The following is a 16,832-nucleotide window of genomic DNA, read 5'->3' on the forward strand; positions in this document are numbered from 1 at the left end:
CCTAGCGAGAAGCGGGCAGGAAGCCGACCCGGTCGTAGACGTCGCGCAGCGTCGCCTCCGCCACGGCCCCGGCGCGCTCCGCGCCGTCGGCAAGGATCCGCTCGAGCTCGGACCGGTCGTCGAGCAGCTCCAACGTGCGCTCGCGCAGCGGGTCGAGCACCTGCAGCACGACGTCGGCGACCTCGGCCTTGAGGTCGCCGTAGCCGCGGCCCTCGAAGGAGGCCTCGAGCGCCTCGACCTTCTCCCCCGACATCGCGGAGTGGATCGTGAGCAGGTTGCTGACGCCGGGCTTGGCCTCGCGGTCGAAGCGGATGGTGGTGTCGGAGTCGGTCACGGCGGAGCGGAACTTCTTCGCCAGCACCTTCGGCTCGTCGAGCACCCACACGCAGCCCTGGCCCCCGATCGACTTCGACATCTGCTTCTCGGGGATCTGCAGGTCGTAGATCTTGGCGGTCGCCTCGAGGATGTACGGCTCGGGCGGGCGGAACGTCTTCTTGTAGCGGTGGTTGAACCGGTTGGCCAGGTCGCGGGTCAGCTCGAGGTGCTGGCGCTGGTCCTCGCCGACGGGGACGTACTGCGGGCGGTAGAGCAGGATGTCGGCGGCCTGGAGGATCGGGTAGGTGAACAGGCCGACGCTCGCCGCGCCCTCGCCGCCCTTGGCCGACTTGTCCTTGAACTGGGTCATCCGGCGCGCCTCGCCGAAGCCGGTCAGGCACTGCAGCACCCACGACGCCTGGGCGTGCGCCGGCACCTGGCTCTGCACGAAGATCGTCGAGCGAGCCGGGTCGACGCCGGCGGCGACGAGCTGGGCGGCCGAGACCAGGGTGCGCTCGCGCAGCACCTTCGGGTCCTGCTCGACCGTGATCGCGTGCAGGTCGGCGATGAAGTAGAACGTGTCGAAGTCCTCCTGCAGCGCCACCCACTGCCGCAGCGCACCGAGGAAGTTCCCGAGGTGGAACGAGTCCGCCGTCGGCTGGATGCCGGACAGGACCCGCGGGCGCGTGGTGGCGGTGGTGGACATGCACCCCAGTCTCGCATCCTCGCGACGACGGCCTCCACGGGGTTCCGGGGCGGCCCCACCTGTGACGCACGTCACAGCGCGGTGTGATGTGACTCACCAGTAGGTTCCGAGGATCGGCCGGGTGGTCCGGCCGAGGAGGGAACCCGCCATGACAGCTGCAGCATCTCGCCGTCGCACCCACGCTCGGGGTCGGTCGGCACGCGTGATCGCACCACTCGTCTCCCTGCTCACGACCTCGTTCGCCGCGACGCTCGCGGCCGGCGCGCTCACCACGCCGGCCTCCGCCGCCGTCGCCGAGCCCCCGCGCCCCGCGTTCTACGAGGCCCCCGCCACCCTGCCCGCCACCGACGGCGCCGTGATCCGCAGCGAGAGGATGACCTTCCTGCTCGATCCCCTCGACGCCACCAGCCTGGTCCGCGACGCGCGCCGCGTCCTCTACCGCACCACCGACCGCACCGGACAGCCGATCGCGGTCTCCGGCACCGTCCTGGTCCCGCGCTCGTCCTGGATCGGCGTCGGCTCCCGCCCGGTCATCGGCTACGCGCCCGGCACGCAGGGGATGGCCGACCGGTGCGCGCCGTCGCGCCAGTTCTCCGAGGGCATCGAGTACGAGGGCATCGGCATCGAGGGCCTGCTCCTGCGGGGGTACGCCGTCGCAATGCCCGACTACGAGGGCCTCGGCACCGCCGGGGTGCACACCTACATGGACCGGGTCTCGCAGGGCCACGCCACGCTCGACGTGGTCCGCGCCGCGCAGCGCCTGCCCGACACCGGGCTCAGCCCGAGCAGCCCGGTCGGCATCATGGGCTACTCCCAGGGCGGCGGCGCCGCGGCGTCGGCGGTGGAGCTGGCCTCGACCTACGCCCCCGACCTCAAGGTCAGGGGCGCCGTGGTCGGCGCCGTGCCCGCCGACCTGTCCCGGGTCGCCACCTCGCTCGACGGCGGCCTCTACTCCGCGTTCGCGTTCTTCGCGCTGCGCGGGCTGTCCGCGAGCTACGACGTGGACCTGACGCCGTACCTCAACGCCCAGGGGCGCGCGACCAGCGACCGGGTCGAGACCGAGTGCGTCTTCGACCTGCTCGACCACGCGTTCGTGAGGTCGTCGACGCTGAGCGCCGACGGCCAGCCGATGTCCACGCTCATGCAGCAGGAGCCGTTCCGCTCGATCGTCGAGGCCCAGCGCATCGGCACCATCAAGCCGACCGTGCCCGTGCTGGTGACCCACTCCGCGATCGACGACGTCATCCCCTACGCCGTGGGCCGGGCGATGGCGAGGTCGTGGTGCAGCAAGGGCGCGAACGTCTACCTCTCCACCAACCTCGCACCGGGTCACGTGGGCGGCATCGTGCCGCAGACCGCGGAGGCGCTGCCGTTCTTCGAGGCACGCTTCGCCGGGCTGCCGCAGGTCAGCAACTGCTGGCTGGTCTAGGTCCGGTCCGGCTCCGCCCGCACGCGCACCGTGAGAGGGCTCCCCGGCGGCAGGGCGACCGACACCCTGCCGTCGGGGTCCACCGACAGGTCGAACGACGCGGTCCCGAGCCGCAGCCCGCGCAGCGTCCAGGCGCCGAGACGACCGGTCGTGCGGACGGGGTGGGTCAGCGTCCGCGTCGCGGCGTCGGCCCGCAGGCCGCCGAGCGCGACGAGGCAGGCGACCGGGGCTGCCGCCGACCAGGCCTGCGGCCGGCACGCCGCCGGGTACGCCGCGGGCTGGCCGACGTCGGTGGCCGCGTCCCCGCCGTAGAGCTCGGGCAGGCGGTGGTCGACGTGCTCGGCGGCCCGCACCAGCCCGGCGGCGAGGGCGGCGGCCTCGTCCCAGCGGCCCTCGGCCGCCAGCCCCCGCACCGCGATGGCGGTGTCGTGCGGCCACACGCTGCCGCCGTGGTAGCTCAGCGGTGAGTAGCGCGGCGAGCGCGAGGTGAGCGTGCGCAGGCCGAAGCCGGAGTCGAGCGAGGGGTCCACGAGTAGGCCGGCCGTGCGATCGGTCGCCACCGCGTCCAGCACCCCGGTGCCGAGCAGGTGGCCCATGTTGGAGGCCACCGAGTCCACGCGTGCACCGTCCCGGTCGAGCGCCACGGCGGCGTGGCCACCGTCGGCGTCGTCGACCCAGAAGTCGCGGGCGAAGCGCTCGCGCAGCCCCTCGGCCCACTCCTGCAGCCCGGGCACCGGCTCCTCCCCGTACTCGGCGAGCAGGGCGGCACCGCGCACGGCGGCGTCGTGGGCGTAGGCCTGCACCTCGCTCAGCGAGATCGGCGCCTGCGCGAGCCGGCCGTCGGCGAACTGGATGCCGTCGTGGCTGTCCTTCCAGCCCTGGTTGGACAGGCCCTCCCCCGTGTGGTCGACGTAGGCCAGCCAGCCCGTCGCGCGGGACTGCTCCAGCACCCACTCCAGGCAGGCGCGCGCCGCAGGCAGGAGCGCCCGCACCTCCCCGGGATCGGCTCCCCACGCGGCGGCGTCGGCGAGGGCGCAGACGAAGAGCGGGGTGGCGTCGACGGTGCCGTAGTAGAGCGGCGGCAGCCGCTGCTCCCCCAGGTCGAGCACCTGCTCGCGGACCTCGTGGAGGATCTTGCCGGGCTGCTCCTCGGTGGAGGGGTCGTCGACCCGTCCCTGCCGTCGCGCAAGGACGCGGAGCGTGGACAGCACGAGGCCAGGGTCGAGCGGCGCCAGCATCCGCGCGGCCCACAGCGAGTCGCGGCCGAAGAGCGTGAGGAACCACGGGCTGCCCGCTGCGAGGAAGCGGTCGCCACCGTCGTCGAGCAGGAGCCCCGAGAGGTCGGACAGGCCCTGCCGCACCACGCGCTCCAGGCGCAGGTCGGAGGCCTCGACCTCGGCACCCCACGGTGCCGGCAGGCCGCTGGCGAACAACCCGCGCACCGAGGTGGTGGCGCGCAGGGTGACGACCCGGGGCGCGCCCTGCTCGAGCACCAGCCGCCAGGTCAGGCGGCCCCCTTCGGCGTCGACGTCCGCGGCGGACGGGGCCTCCGCCACCACACGCACCCAGCCGGGCGTCCCGGACCACAGGAGACCGCCGCCCTCCCCCACCACCGGTTCCGCCGCCACCGACCGCCCGGCACGACCCTGCTTGACCTCCGACATCGGGGCGAGGTCGGTGCCGAGGTCGACGTGCAGCACGACCTCCACGGGCTCCGAGGCCGTCGAGGTGAGGCGGAGCTCCTCGCTCACCTCCTGGGCCGAGAGCGAGCGGGACCGGTCGATGCGGACCGTCGGGTCGGCCGTGGAGAGGTCGCCCAGCGACCGGGCGAGGTACGTCCAGCGGTGCCGGTCGGTGCCCCGGTGCTCGGCCCTGACGACGTCGAGTCCCGACCCCCCGACCGAGACCTCCCACCGGTCGAGCAGCCGCGTGTCGCCGACGTACCAGCCGCTCACGCCACCGCGGCGCAGCTGGCCGTCGCGGGAGGCCAGCAGCACGCCGGGGGCGGCCACGCAGGAGGCGAGGTCGTGCAGCAGGGGCTGGAGCGCGGGCGCTCCGGAGGGGGTTGTCGCGGGCTCGATGTCGTGTGTAACCTCCGTCACACCAGCGATTTTATCGCTAAACACCGGCTCCACCGCAACCCCGCGGAGGGCACCGACCGAGAGGAGGCAGCGTGGCCACACCCCCCGGACGCGGACCGCTCCCCCACGGTCACGTGACGCTCAGCGACGTAGCCCGCTTCGTCGGCGTCTCGGCGCAGTCGGTCTCCAACGCGCTCAACAACCCCGGCCGGGTGGCGCCGGAGACGCGGGAGAAGATCCTGTCGGCGGTGGAGCAGCTCGGCTACCGCCCGAACCGCTCGGCACGCGCGCTGCGCAACCAGCGCTCCCGGCTCATCGGGGTGCGGGTCGAGCCCTCCCGCGACGACCGCGCCGCCCTGCTGCTCGACCAGTTCCTGCACGCGCTCGCCGAGTCGGCCGCCGCCACGGGGTGCCACCTCATCCTGTGCCAGGCCGACGGCGAGGACAGCGAGGTCGCGGCCTACCGCGAGCTCCTCAGCACCACCTCGGTCGACGCCTTCGTGCTGACCGGTGCCCATGCCGGCGACTCCCGTGTCGCCGCGCTCCGCGAGCTGGGAGTCCCGTTCGCGACCTTCGGCCGCTCCTGGGACGGCGACGACGACCTCGCCTGGACCGACGTCGACGGGCGGGCAGGGCTGCACGCCGCCACCGCCCATGTCGCCGCCCAGGGGCACACCCGCATCGCCCACGTCGGCTGGCCGGAGGAGTCCGACACCGGTCGCGACCGTCGTGCCGGGTGGCACGACGCCTGCACCGACCTGGGCCTGGGGGTCGACCTCCACGAGGAGGTCGCCGACGACTTCGACGAGGGCCGGGCTGCCGCGCACCGGCTCCTCGACCGCGCCGACCCGGCCACCGCGATCACCTGTGCCAGCGACACCCTGGCGCTCGGGGTGGTGCGCGCGCTCGCCGAGCGCGGGCTGCGACCCGGCGGCGACGTGGCGGTCACCGGCTTCGACAACTCGCCCGCGGCGGCCCTCAGCACCCCCGGCCTGACCAGCCTGCGCCAGCCGCTCGAGCAGGTCGCGCACGACCTCGTCGGCGCGATCGAGGAGCTGCTGCACGGCTCCGCGACCCCCCAGCAGACCCTGCTCCAGCCGGAGCTGGTCGTCCGCGCGTCGAGCCTGCGCGGCCCGGCGCACGACGCCCACCCGTCCCCCGCACGACCGCTCACCCCACCCCCGGAGGAGACACCATGAACCGCCGTCCCGGCCACCGCGCCGTACCCGCCCTCGCCGTGGCCCTCGCCACGTCGCTCGCCCTCGCCGCCTGTGGCGGCGGCAGCGGGTTCGACGACTCGAACGACTCCTCCTCCGACGGCGCGAGCAGCGACGATGGCGCCATCTCCGTGCTGATCGGCTCCTCCGGCGAGGCCGAGACCAAGGCCGTCGAGGAGGCTGTCGCCGCGTGGTCGGAGGAGAGCGGCACCGAGGCCGAGGTGCAGGCCGCGACCGACCTCCCCCAGGAGCTCAGCCAGGGCTTCACCTCCAACAACCCCCCGGACGTCTTCTACGTCTCGACCGACACCCTCGCCGGCTTCGCCGCCAACGGCTCGCTGCTCGCCTACGGCGACCAGCTCGACAACGCAGGCGACTTCTACCCCACGCTCGTCGACGCGTTCACCGTCGACGGCGACTTCTACTGCGCCCCGAAGGACTTCTCGACCCTCGGCCTGGTGATCAACACCCGTCTCTGGAAGGAGGCGGGCCTCACCGACGCCGACGTCCCCACCACCTGGGACGAGCTCGCCTCGGTCGCGAAGACCCTCACCAAGGGCGACACCGTCGGCCTCACGTTCGGCCCGGAGTACCAGCGGGTCGGCTCGTTCTTCCCGCAGGCCGGCGGCGCGATGGTCAGCGACGACGGCACGGAGGCCACCGTCGACAGCCCGGAGAACCTCGAGGCGCTCGAGTTCGTGCAGGGGATGATGAAGGACGGCGTGGCCGCCTACTCCTCGACCCTCGGTGCCGGCTGGGGCGGCGAGGCGTTCGGCAAGGAGCTCGCCGCGATGACGATCGAGGGCAACTGGATCGCCGGTGCGATGGAGAACGACTTCCCCGAGGTCGACTACACCGTCGCGGAGCTGCCCGAGGGCCCCGCCGGCAAGGGCACCCTCGCCTTCACCAACTGCTGGGGCATCGCCGCGCAGAGCGAGAACTCCGACGACGCGATCTCGCTCGTGGAGCACCTCACCTCGGTCGACCAGCAGCTCGCGTTCGCCGACGCGTTCGGCGTGATCCCCTCGGTGCAGAGCGCCGCGGAGCAGTACGCCGCCGACCGGCCGGACTTCGAGCCGTTCGTCGCCGGCGCGGAGTACGCCCAGAACCCGCCGGCGCAGGAGGGGGCGGCCGACGTGATCGGCGACTTCAACGCCCAGCTCGAAGGCCTGCAGGACGGTGACCCGAAGTCGATCCTGGAGTCGGTCCAGCAGTCGATGCAGGCCGTCGTCGGGCAGTGAGCGCCTCGTCGATCCGCCGGGGGCAGACCCGCGACGGGTGGCTCTTCGTCGCCCCCGCGGTGCTGCTCCTGGCGGTGTTCCTCGCCTTCCCGGTCCTGATGGCGCTGTGGGTCAGCGTCTCGGACTGGCGGGGGGTGGGCAGCCCGTTCTCCGGCGACGTCGGGTTCGTCGGCACCGACAACTACGCCAACATCCTCGGCGGCGGCAGCCTGCAGCAGCGCGACTTCGGCACCGCGATGCGCAACAACGTCTACTACGTGCTGCTGGTGGTGCCGCTGCAGACCGTGGTGGCACTGGGGCTCGCGGTGCTGCTCCACACCCGGATGCTCAAGGGACGCGGCTTCCTCCGCACCGCCTTCTACTTCCCCTCGGTCACCAGCGCCGTGGCGATCACCGTGCTGTGGCTGTTCCTCTTCAACAGCACCGGTGCGGTCAACGCGGTCCTCGGCTGGGTCGGGATCGACGGCCCCAACTGGTTCGGTGACGCCCGCGGCATCATCCACACCGCCCTCGGCGCGGTCGGCGTGGACCCGCCCGGGGTCCTCACCGACCACCGAGCGCTCGGCATCAGCTGGTGGGAGTGGCTGGCCGGGCCGTCGTTCGCGATGTCCGCCTTCATCCTGCTGGCCGTCTTCACCACGTCGGGCACCTTCATGCTGCTGTTCATCGCCGCCCTCAACAACGTCGGCGACGAGATCGAGGAGGCCGGCATGGTCGACGGGGCCAACGCGTGGCAGCGCTTCTGGCACCTCACCCTGCCGATGCTGCGACCGACGCTCTTCACCGTGCTCACCCTCGGGCTGATCGGCACCTGGCAGGTCTTCGACCAGATCTACACCGGCACCCAGGGCGGGCCGGCGAAGACCACGCTGACCCCGGCGTACCTGTCGTTCCAGACGTCGTTCAACTCGCAGCGCTGGGGCGAGGGCGCGGCCATCGCCTTCATCCTGTTCGCCATCATCGTCGTGCTCACGCTGCTGCAGCGGTGGGCGCTGAGGGAGAAGCCATGACCGCCCGCCGCCCCGCGTGGTGGCTCTACGCCGTCCTCGCACTGCTCGCGCTCGTCTACGTCATGCCGTTCCTCATCCAGGTCGCGACGTCGTTCAAGACCGAGCCGGAGGCAGCGGCCAGCCCGATCTCGCTCGTGCCCCAGACCTTCACCACCGCGGCGTACTCCCAGCTGCTGGGCGGGGAGGCCTTCCCGCTGTGGTTCCGCAACTCGGTCGTGGTCACCCTGCTAGTGACGGCCGGGCGGGTCTTCTTCGACTCCCTCGCCGGGTACGCCCTGGCGCGCATCCACTTCCGCGGCCGCGCGCTCGTCTTCGCGGTCCTGGTCGCGATCATGGCGGTGCCCAACGTCGTGCTGCTGATCCCGAAGTTCCTGGTCATCAACCAGCTCGGCATCTACAACTCGTTCGCCGGCCTGGTCGTGCCGCTGCTGGTGGACGCGGCGGGCATCTTCATCATGAAGAACTTCTTCGAGTCGATCCCGGTCTCGGTCGAGGAGCAGGCCCGCATCGACGGCGCGAGCACCTTCCGGCTGTTCTGGTCGGTCGTGCTGCCGATGGCGCGTCCTGCGCTGGTCACCATCGTGATCCTGTCGTTCCAGGGCTCGTGGAACGAGCTGAGCCACTTCATCGTGGCCAGCAACGACCCGCAGCTGACCACGCTCACCAAGGGCGTCGCCCAGCTGGCGTCCAACCAGCTCGGCCAGGGCACGAAGTACCCGCTCAAGCTGGCGGCGGCCGCGATGATGACGATCCCGGTCGCGGTCGTGTTCCTCGTGTTCCAGAAGCGGATCATGAACACCAGCGCCGGAGCGGTGAAGGGCTGAGACGCCCGCGCCGAACCCTCAGGTGGTGGCAGCGGCGGCCGACGAGGAGCGCGTACCGCTCCACCACCTGAAGGACCCTCACCGTGCAGACCCTCCTCCGGGACCTGTCCATCGGCCGCCGCCTCGCCGCGGCCTTCGCCGCGCTCGGGCTGCTGCTCGTCGTCGTGGCGGGAGCGGGGATCTACGGCGCCGTGTCCCAGCAACGGCTGCGCGCCGAGACCCACGAGCTCGCCCAGCTGCGCGACGACATCCAGGAGCTGCGGTACTACGACGCCGACGTCAGCGGCTGGCAGGGATACATCTACGCCGAGGCCGCGGTCGAGGACCCGGTCGTCGCGGTGGAGCCCACGAGCTACAACCTCGCCGGGCTGCTGGAGAGCAAGGACGCGGTGTACGCCCTGCTCGCGGCGGTCGACACCGGCGCCCTCACCCGGGGCGAGCGGGCGTCGTTCGCGACCATGAGCGACCAGTGGGACGAGTACTTCGCGATCACCGACCAGATGCTCCGGCTCATCGGCAGCGGCACCCCCGACGGCATGGCGAAGGCCTACGAGGTGCTCAACGGTCCGCTGGACACCGCCTGGAGCGACCTCCTCGCCACGACCGAGGACATCGCCGGCTCGGTCGACGACCGCACCGACGCCCTGTCCGACCGCTCGGACAGCGCAGCCGCGCTCGCCCGCACGAGCGTGCTGGCCGTCGGCGGCCTCGCCCTGCTCGTCGCCGTCGGCCTCGGCGTCGCGGTCACCCGGTCGATCGTGCGACCGCTCAACCGCTGCGTCGACGCGCTCGGGCTGGTCGCCGAGGGCGACCTCACCGCGTCCTCGGGCCTGTCCCAGCGCGACGAGGTCGGGCAGCTCGCGGCGCGCCTCGACGCGACCACCGCGGCGCTGCGCACCACCGTCGCGACCATGGCCGGCTCCGCACGGGAGATGGCGGCCACCGCCGAGGACGTCCAGGCCTCGTCCGTGGCCATCTCGGGCTCGGCCGACGACACCTCGATGCGAGCCGAGCAGGTCAGCGCGGCTGCCGCCGAGGTCTCCGGCAACGTGCAGACCGTCGCCGCCGGCTCGGAGCAGATGGGCGCCTCGATCCAGTCGATCGCGCAGAGCGCGAGCGACGCCGCCCTCGTCGCGGCCGACGCCGTGACCACGGCAGCCGAGACCAGCCGCACCGTCGAGCGGCTCGGCACCTCCAGCCGGGAGATCGGCGAGGTGGTGAAGGTGATCACCGCCATCGCCCAGCAGACCAACCTGCTCGCCCTCAACGCCACCATCGAGGCCGCCCGCGCCGGCGAGGCCGGCAAGGGCTTCGCGGTCGTCGCCGGCGAGGTGAAGGAGCTCGCCAGCGAGACGGCGCGGGCGACCGAGGGCATCGTCGAGCGGGTCCAGGCCATCCAGTCCGACGCCGAGGGCGCCGTGGAGGCGATCGCGCGCATCGGCGAGGTGGTGGGGAGGATCTCCGACTCCCAGACCACCATCGCCGCGGCCGTGGAGGAGCAGACGCTCACCACGCGCGAGATGAACCGCAACGTCGAGAACGCCGCCTCGGGCACGGGCGAGATCGCCCACACGATCGGCAGCGTCGCCGACGCGACCCGTCAGACCACCGACGGCGTGCACCGCCTGCACGACGCGGTCGCCGGGCTGACCCGGATGTCGGGCGAGCTCCAGACGGCCGTGGCCGTCTTCCGCTGCTGACCCGCGCCGGGTGGGCCCGGACGGGGCCTCAGACCACCCAGCCCACGTTGTCGGCCACCAGGTCGGCGGCCGGGTAGACACCACGCAGCTCGCGGCGACGCTCGAGCAGGCTCACCACGTCGCCCACGTTGCGGTCGGCGAGCTGGCGGCGGCGCTCCATCTCCTCGACGAGCTTCTCCTCGTTCACCATGACGATCCCCTCCGTGCGGTCACCGGGGGCGACGGTTCCGCCCCCACTGATTGGATCGTTCCAAGCATGGGCTACGCAAGGGTTCCGGGAGTGTTAACTCCATGAAAAATCAGTGCACGTGCGAGGTGGCCCGGCGCACGTGCAGGCGGGCGGAGACCAGCAGGATCGCGATGCCCGCGAGGGACAGCACGACGCCGACGAGGGCCGGGGCGCGCAGGCCCCACCCGGCGGCGATGACGACGCCGCCGAGCCACGCGCCGAGCGCGTTGGCGATGTTGAGCGAGGCGTGGTTCATCGCCGCGCCCAGGGTCTGCGCGTCGCCCGCGACGTCCATCAGCCGCAGCTGGAGGTTGACCACGAGCACCGACCCGAGGGTGGTGATGAGGAAGACCATCGGGAGCGCCGCCCAGCCGTGCGGCGCGGCGAGCCAGAAGCCCAGGAGCGCCAGCGCCATGCCGGCGCCGCCGATGAGCAGCGAGCGGAAGATCGACCAGTCGGCCATCACGCCCGCGAGCCAGGTGCCGACCACCATGCCGAGGCCGAACGACAGCAGGTAGACCGGGACCGACCCCTCCCCCAGCCCGGCGACGTCGGCGACGACCGGCGCGATGTAGGAGTAGACGGCGAACATGCCGCCGAAGCCGACCGCGCCGGCCAGCAGGGTCAGCCACACCTGCGGGACGCGGAACGCGCCGAGCTCGCGGCGGCCGCTGGCCTCCGCGTCGCCCGGCACCGACGGGACGAACCAGGCCACCATCGCCATGGTGACCAGGCCGAGCACCGCCACCGCCCAGTAGGCAGCACGCCAGCCGAGGGCCTGGCCCAGGACGGTCGCGGCGGGCACGCCGATGACGTTGGCGATCGACAGGCCGAGCATCACCTGCGAGACCGCGCGGCCCTTGCGCGACGGTCGCGCCAGGCTCGCGGCGACGAGCGAGGCCACGCCGAAGTACGCCCCGTGCGGCAGGCCGGCGGCGAAGCGGGCGAGCACCAGCTGCTCGTAGGACGTGGCCAGGGCGCTGATGCCGTTGCCGACCACGAAGGCGGCCATCAGCGCGACGAGCAGCGCCCGCCGGGGCAGCCGGGCACCGAGGAACGCCAGGACGGGTGCACCCACGACGACGCCGACGGCGTAGGCCGAGATGACGTGGCCGCCGGCGGGGATGGAGACGTCGACCCCGCCGGCGATCTGCGGCAGCAGGCCCATCGTGACGAACTCGGTGGTCCCGATGGCGAAGCCGCCCATCGCGAGGGCGAGGACGGCCAGCGCGAAGTGGCGGGCGGTCACCGACGGCACGTCGAGGTCGTCGGTGGTCGGGTCGGCAGCGGGCGCGGTCGTGGTCATCACCTCGGACAAGGACGGGCCCCCGGGGATTGTTCCCCGGAGGCCCGTGCGTGTGACGCGTCTCGCGTCAGAGCGAGGCGAGCGCGGCGTTGAAGGTGGCGGACGGGCGCATCACCGCGTCGGCCTTCTCCGGGTCGGGGCGGAAGTAGCCGCCGATGTCGGCCGGCTTGCCCTGGACGGCCAGCAGCTCCCCGACGATCTTCTGCTCGTCGGCGCGCAGCGAGCCCGCGAGCTGGGCGAAGGCCGCGGCCAGGTCGGCGTCCTCGGTCTGCTTCGCCAGCTCCTCGGCCCAGTAGAGGGCGAGGTAGAAGTGCGAGCCGCGGTTGTCGATCGTGCCCAGCTTGCGACCCGGCGAGCGGTCCTCGTTGAGGAAGGTCTCGGTGGCCTTGTCGAGGGTGTCGCCGAGGATCCGCGCGCGGGCGTTGTCGGCGTAGCCCGCGAGGTGCTCGAGCGAGGCGGCCAGGGCGAAGAACTCGCCGAGGCTGTCCCAGCGGAGGTAGTCCTCCTTGACCAGCTGCTGCACGTGCTTGGGCGCCGAGCCGCCGGCGCCGGTCTCGAACAGGCCGCCGCCGTTCATCAGCGGGACGATCGAGAGCATCTTGGCGCTGGTGCCGAGCTCGAGGATCGGGAACAGGTCGGTGTTGTAGTCGCGCAGCACGTTGCCGGTCACCGAGATGGTGTCCTCCCCGCGGCGGATCCGCTCGAGGGAGAAGGTGGTGGCCTCGGCCGGCGCCATCACCGAGATGTCGAGGCCGTCGGTGTCGTGCTCCTCGAGGTACTCGGTGACGAGCGCGATCAGGTTGGCGTCGTGGGCGCGGGTCTCGTCGAGCCAGAACACCGCAGGGGTCTCCGACGCGCGGGCGCGGGTCACGGCGAGCTTGACCCAGTCGCGGATCGAGGCGTCCTTGGTCTGGCAGGCGCGCCAGATGTCGCCCGGCTCGACGTCGTGCGACATCAGCACCTCGCCCGAGCCGTCGCGGACCTCCACGCGACCCGCGGCCGGGACCTCGAAGGTCTTGTCGTGCGAGCCGTACTCCTCGGCCGCCTTGGCCATCAGGCCGACGTTGGGGACCGAGCCCATGGTCGAGGGGTCGAGCGCCCCGTGGGCCTTGCAGTCGTCGATCGCAGCCTGGTAGACGCCGGCGTAGGAGGAGTCCGGGATCACCGCGAGGGTGTCCTGCTGCTCGCCCTGGGCGTTCCACATCTGGCCCGACGTGCGGATCATCGCGGGCATCGAGGCGTCGATGATGACGTCGGAGGGCACGTGGAGGTTGGTGATCCCGCGGTCGGAGTCGACCATCGCGAGCGCCGGGCCCTCGGCCAGGCCCTTCTCGAAGGCGGCCTTGATCTCCGCGCCGCCCTCGACCTGGTCGAGGCCCGAGAGGATCGCGCCGAGGCCGTCGTTGGCGGACAGGCCCGCGGCGGCGAGCTGCTCGCCGTGCTGGGCGAAGACGTCGGCGAAGTAGGCGCGCACGACGTGGCCGAAGATGATCGGGTCGGAGACCTTCATCATCGTGGCCTTGAGGTGGGCGGAGAACAGCACGCCGTCGGCCTTGGCCCTGGCGACCTGCTCCTCGAGGAACGCGTCGAGCGCGGCGGCGCTCATGAAGGTGCCGTCGACGACCTCGCCCGCGAGGACCGCGAGCCCCTCCTTCAGGACGGTCTCCTCGCCGCCGGCGCCGACGTGGACGATGGAGAGGGTGTCGTCACCCTCGATGACGACCGACTTCTCGTTGCTGCGGAAGTCGTCGTGGCCCATGGTGGCCACCGAGGTCTTCGAGTCGCTGCTCCAGGCACCCATCGAGTGCGGGTGCGACTTCGCGTAGTTCTTCACCGACGCGGGCGCGCGACGGTCGGAGTTGCCCTCGCGCAGGACCGGGTTGACCGCGGAGCCCTTGACCTTGTCGTAGCGGGCGCGGACCTCGCGCTCCTCGTCGGTCTGCGGGTTCTCCGGGTAGGCCGGCAGGTCGTAGCCCTGCGACTGCAGCTCGGCGATCGTGGCCTTGAGCTGGGGGACGGAGGCGGAGATGTTGGGCAGCTTGATGATGTTGGCCTCGGGCTTCGTGGCCAGCTCGCCGAGCTCGGCGAGGGCGTCGTCGAGGCGCTGCTCCTCGGTGAGCCGGTCGGGGAACTGCGCGATGACGCGGCCGGCCAGGGAGATGTCACGCGTCTCGACGTCCACGCCGGCCGTCTTCGCGTAGGCGGCGATGATCGGGAGGAACGAGTACGTGGCGAGCAGCGGCGCCTCGTCGGTGTGCGTGTAGATGATCTTGGCCATGGGGTACGACAGCTCCTCAGGTGTTCGGGTGAACTGACCGGGTGGGGGCAGAACTCTTGACGTCAAGATACCTGACTCCCGGCGGCACGGCGAGTTCCACCCTCGCACCCCTCCGGCCGCGCCGCTAGGCTCGCCGCCGTGGCCCACACGGGGTGGGGTCACCCGACTCTGGAGGAGCAGCTCGCCATGAGCACCATCGTGGAAGACACACCCACCACCGGTCAGAAGTTCACCGCCGAGCTGATGGGCACGTTCGTGCTCGTCTTCTTCGGCTGCGGCGCCGCCCTGATCAGCGGCGGCGACTACGTGGCGACCGGCCTCACCTTCGGCCTCACCGTGGTCGTGATGGCCTACGCAGTCGGTCGCGTCTCGGGCGGGCACTTCAACCCGGCCGTGACGCTCGGTGCCGTCCTCGGCGGACGCCTGCCGTGGAACCAGGTCGGCCTCTACTGGGCCGCCCAGCTCGCCGGCGGCCTGCTCGCCGGCGCGGTCCTCTTCGGCCTCATGCACGGCTTCGAGGGCTTCGACTCCGAGGGCCGGATGGCCCAGAACTCCTTCGGCGACGCGGGTTCGGGCTACGCCTGGTGGGCCGCGCTGCTGCTCGAGACCGTGCTCACCGCGGTGTTCCTGTGGGTGATCCTCGCGGTCACCGACGAGCGCAACGAGGTCAACGCGGTCATGGGTCCGCTCACCATCGGCCTGGCGCTGGCGATGATCCACTTCGCCTCGATGGGCGCCACCGGCACCTCGGTCAACCCGGCCCGCTCCATCGGCGTCGGGGTCTTCGCCGGCACCGACGCGATCGTGCAGCTGTGGCTCTTCGTCGTCGCGCCGCTGCTCGGTGCGGCGATCGCCGGCCTCACCTACCCGGTCCTCTTCGGCCAGGGCGCGGACGCGGTCGCGGGCTCCGGCCTCAGCTTCGGCGGGGGCCGCAAGGACCAGTTCGTGCCCGGCAGCTACGAGGCGCAGTGGAACCAGGGCCAGCAGGGCGGCTGGGGCCAGCCCGGATCCCCGTGGGGCGCTCCCCCGCAGCAGCAGTGGGGCCAGCCCGACCCCTACCAGCAGCCCGCACCGCCGCAGCAGCAGCCCGGCCCGTACGCCGCGCCGCAGCAGCAGCCCGGCCAGTGGGGCCAGCCCGCCCCGCAGCAGCAGCCGACGCCCCCGCCCGCGCAGCCCGGCCAGTGGGGCGCGCCGCCCCCGGCCCAGCCCGGGCAGAGCGCGCCCGGCCACTGGGGCAACCCGGACGGCGACGACGACGGCCGCACCCAGGTGCGCCGGCCCGACTGAGCCCGACCGCTAGCTCCTCGGCGCGGCCGTCCAGCCGGCGTCGAGGTCGCTGACACCGACGAGGCCGACACCCTTCTCGTACACGCTGCGGCTGGTGGTGCCGGCCTCGTCGCGCACCTGCACCAGCGTGGGGGTCTGCTCCTCGATGGTGCGGCTGGCCGTCGGCTGGCCGGGCACCACGCAGGTCAGCCAGCCGTCGCCCAGGCGCGGGTCGGCCGGCATCGCCAGCCCGGCCTCGGCACCGTCCTGTCCTGCCCGCCACCCGCCGTCGGCGCGGTCCTCGCCCACCAGCCAGACGTTGCCCGCCTCGTCCTGCGCGTAGAGCCGGTCGACCTCCTCGGCGCGCCCGCCGAGGTCGAGGAGGGTGCGCACGGTCGTGGCGTCGAGCCCGGCCACCCGCGTGGTGCCGTCGACCACCTGGGTGTGCAGGCTGCCGACGACCCGGTCGTCCCGGCTGACGTCGAGGACCTGCGCGGCGCCGGGCTCGAGCGGGAACCACGGGTTGTCGACCGTCGCGACGAAGTCGCCCGGGTCGGGCGTCGGGGTGGGCACCACGAGCCCGTTGATGCCCGGCGAGTCGTAGGGCGCCGGCTGGCCGATCCCGGCGCACCCGGACAGCGCCAGCGCCAGCGCTCCCCCGGCGGACGCGGCCGCGACGAGGCGGCGTACGGCACGGGGCATGGGCGCCAGCATGCCAGCCGCACACCAGCGGACGGCGCCCGATCCGGCGCTGCTAGCGTCAGCAGGACCGAGACCACCTCACGACCCGCACGAGGAGTACACCGTGACCTCCGAACCGCTCAAGGTCGCCGTCACCGGCGCCGCCGGCCAGATCGGCTACAGCCTGCTCTTCCGCCTCGCCAGTGGCGCCCTCGCCGGCGACCGCCCGATCGAGCTGCGGCTGCTCGAGATCGAGCCCGCGCTGAAGGCGCTCGAGGGCGTCGTCATGGAGCTCGACGACTGCGCGTTCCCGCACCTCGCCGGCGTCGAGATCGGCGCCGACGCGGAGAAGATCTTCGACGGCGTCAACCTGGCCCTGCTCGTCGGCGCCCGCCCCCGCGGCCCGGGCATGGAGCGCGGCGACCTCCTCTCGGCCAACGGCGCGATCTTCACCGCGCAGGGCAAGGCGCTCAACGCCGTGGCCGCCGACGACGTGCGCATCGGGGTGACCGGCAACCCGGCCAACACCAACGCCCTCATCGCGATGAG

The 16,832-nt window shown here is 72.6% G+C and carries 14 protein-coding genes; 8 read left to right on the forward strand and 6 right to left on the reverse strand.

What is annotated here, in order from left to right:
* Nucleotide 1: 1 nt before the first annotated feature.
* Nucleotides 2-1,021 carry a tryptophan--tRNA ligase gene (gene trpS / locus ACFFJG_RS18330; protein ID WP_378520218.1) on the reverse strand — a complete coding sequence of 340 codons (1,020 nt, stop codon included), beginning with the start codon at nt 1,019-1,021 and terminating at the stop codon, nt 2-4.
* 202 nt (nt 1,022-1,223) lie between these two features.
* On the opposite strand from trpS, the gene ACFFJG_RS18335 reads away from it, so the two are divergent.
* Complete coding sequence (locus ACFFJG_RS18335; RefSeq protein ID WP_378520219.1) at nt 1,224-2,450, forward strand: lipase family protein; 1,227 nt, start codon at nt 1,224-1,226, stop codon at nt 2,448-2,450.
* On the opposite strand, the gene ACFFJG_RS18340 is transcribed toward ACFFJG_RS18335, so the two are convergent.
* Nucleotides 2,447-4,552, reverse strand: coding sequence for a glycogen debranching N-terminal domain-containing protein (locus ACFFJG_RS18340; protein ID WP_378520220.1), 2,106 nt, complete (start codon nt 4,550-4,552; stop codon nt 2,447-2,449). The two genes, ACFFJG_RS18335 and ACFFJG_RS18340, sit on opposite strands and share 4 nt — an antisense overlap.
* A gap of 71 nt (nt 4,553-4,623) precedes the next feature.
* Between ACFFJG_RS18340 and ACFFJG_RS18345 the strand changes: the two genes are divergently transcribed.
* The 5 genes from ACFFJG_RS18345 (at nt 4,624) to ACFFJG_RS18365 (ending at nt 10,523) form a co-directional block, all read left to right on the forward strand.
* Nucleotides 4,624-5,730: a LacI family DNA-binding transcriptional regulator gene (locus ACFFJG_RS18345; protein ID WP_378520221.1), complete on the forward strand. Its 1,107-nt coding sequence runs from the start codon at nt 4,624-4,626 to the stop codon at nt 5,728-5,730.
* On the forward strand, nt 5,727-6,989 hold the full coding sequence (locus tag ACFFJG_RS18350; protein WP_378520222.1) for a sugar ABC transporter substrate-binding protein: 1,263 nt from the start codon (nt 5,727-5,729) through the stop codon (nt 6,987-6,989). Before ACFFJG_RS18345 ends, ACFFJG_RS18350 begins: the two co-directional genes overlap by 4 nt.
* A complete protein-coding gene (locus tag ACFFJG_RS18355) occupies nt 6,986-7,999 on the forward strand; it encodes a carbohydrate ABC transporter permease (protein WP_378520223.1) in 1,014 nt (337 codons plus the stop codon). The genes ACFFJG_RS18350 and ACFFJG_RS18355 overlap by 4 nt, the downstream gene beginning before the upstream one ends.
* Entirely contained in the window at nt 7,996-8,823 is an 828-nt protein-coding gene (locus ACFFJG_RS18360; RefSeq protein ID WP_378520224.1) for a carbohydrate ABC transporter permease, read from the forward strand. Before ACFFJG_RS18355 ends, ACFFJG_RS18360 begins: the two co-directional genes overlap by 4 nt.
* 83 nt (nt 8,824-8,906) lie before the next feature.
* The gene (locus tag ACFFJG_RS18365) at nt 8,907-10,523 is read left to right on the forward strand and encodes a methyl-accepting chemotaxis protein (RefSeq protein WP_378520225.1); all 1,617 of its coding nucleotides are present in this window, start codon (nt 8,907-8,909) and stop codon (nt 10,521-10,523) included.
* A gap of 28 nt (nt 10,524-10,551) precedes the next feature.
* Here the strand turns inward: ACFFJG_RS18365 and ACFFJG_RS18370 are convergent, their stop codons facing one another.
* The 3 genes from ACFFJG_RS18370 to ACFFJG_RS18380 all read right to left on the reverse strand — a co-directional run bounded on the left by ACFFJG_RS18370 (nt 10,552) and on the right by ACFFJG_RS18380 (nt 14,336).
* Nucleotides 10,552-10,713, reverse strand: a complete 162-nt coding sequence (locus ACFFJG_RS18370; protein ID WP_378520226.1) for a hypothetical protein — start codon at nt 10,711-10,713, stop codon at nt 10,552-10,554.
* 109 nt (nt 10,714-10,822) lie between these two features.
* A complete protein-coding gene (locus ACFFJG_RS18375; protein ID WP_378520227.1) occupies nt 10,823-12,058 on the reverse strand; it encodes an MFS transporter in 1,236 nt (411 codons plus the stop codon).
* 67 nt (nt 12,059-12,125) lie between these two features.
* Entirely contained in the window at nt 12,126-14,336 is a 2,211-nt protein-coding gene (locus tag ACFFJG_RS18380) for an NADP-dependent isocitrate dehydrogenase (protein ID WP_378520228.1), read from the reverse strand.
* A gap of 186 nt (nt 14,337-14,522) precedes the next feature.
* On the opposite strand from ACFFJG_RS18380, the gene ACFFJG_RS18385 reads away from it, so the two are divergent.
* On the forward strand, nt 14,523-15,623 hold the full coding sequence (locus ACFFJG_RS18385) for an aquaporin (protein WP_378520229.1): 1,101 nt from the start codon (nt 14,523-14,525) through the stop codon (nt 15,621-15,623).
* 9 nt (nt 15,624-15,632) lie between these two features.
* On the opposite strand, the gene ACFFJG_RS18390 is transcribed toward ACFFJG_RS18385, so the two are convergent.
* Entirely contained in the window at nt 15,633-16,304 is a 672-nt protein-coding gene (locus tag ACFFJG_RS18390; protein WP_378520230.1) for a hypothetical protein, read from the reverse strand.
* A gap of 103 nt (nt 16,305-16,407) precedes the next feature.
* Here ACFFJG_RS18390 and ACFFJG_RS18395 point away from each other — a divergent pair.
* A partial coding sequence (locus tag ACFFJG_RS18395; RefSeq protein ID WP_446686239.1) for a lactate/malate family dehydrogenase occupies nt 16,408-16,832 on the forward strand: 425 nt, incomplete at its 3' end.

This window comes from Nocardioides zeicaulis (genome assembly GCF_042432345.1).
GTDB lineage: Bacteria > Actinomycetota > Actinomycetes > Propionibacteriales > Nocardioidaceae > Nocardioides > Nocardioides zeicaulis.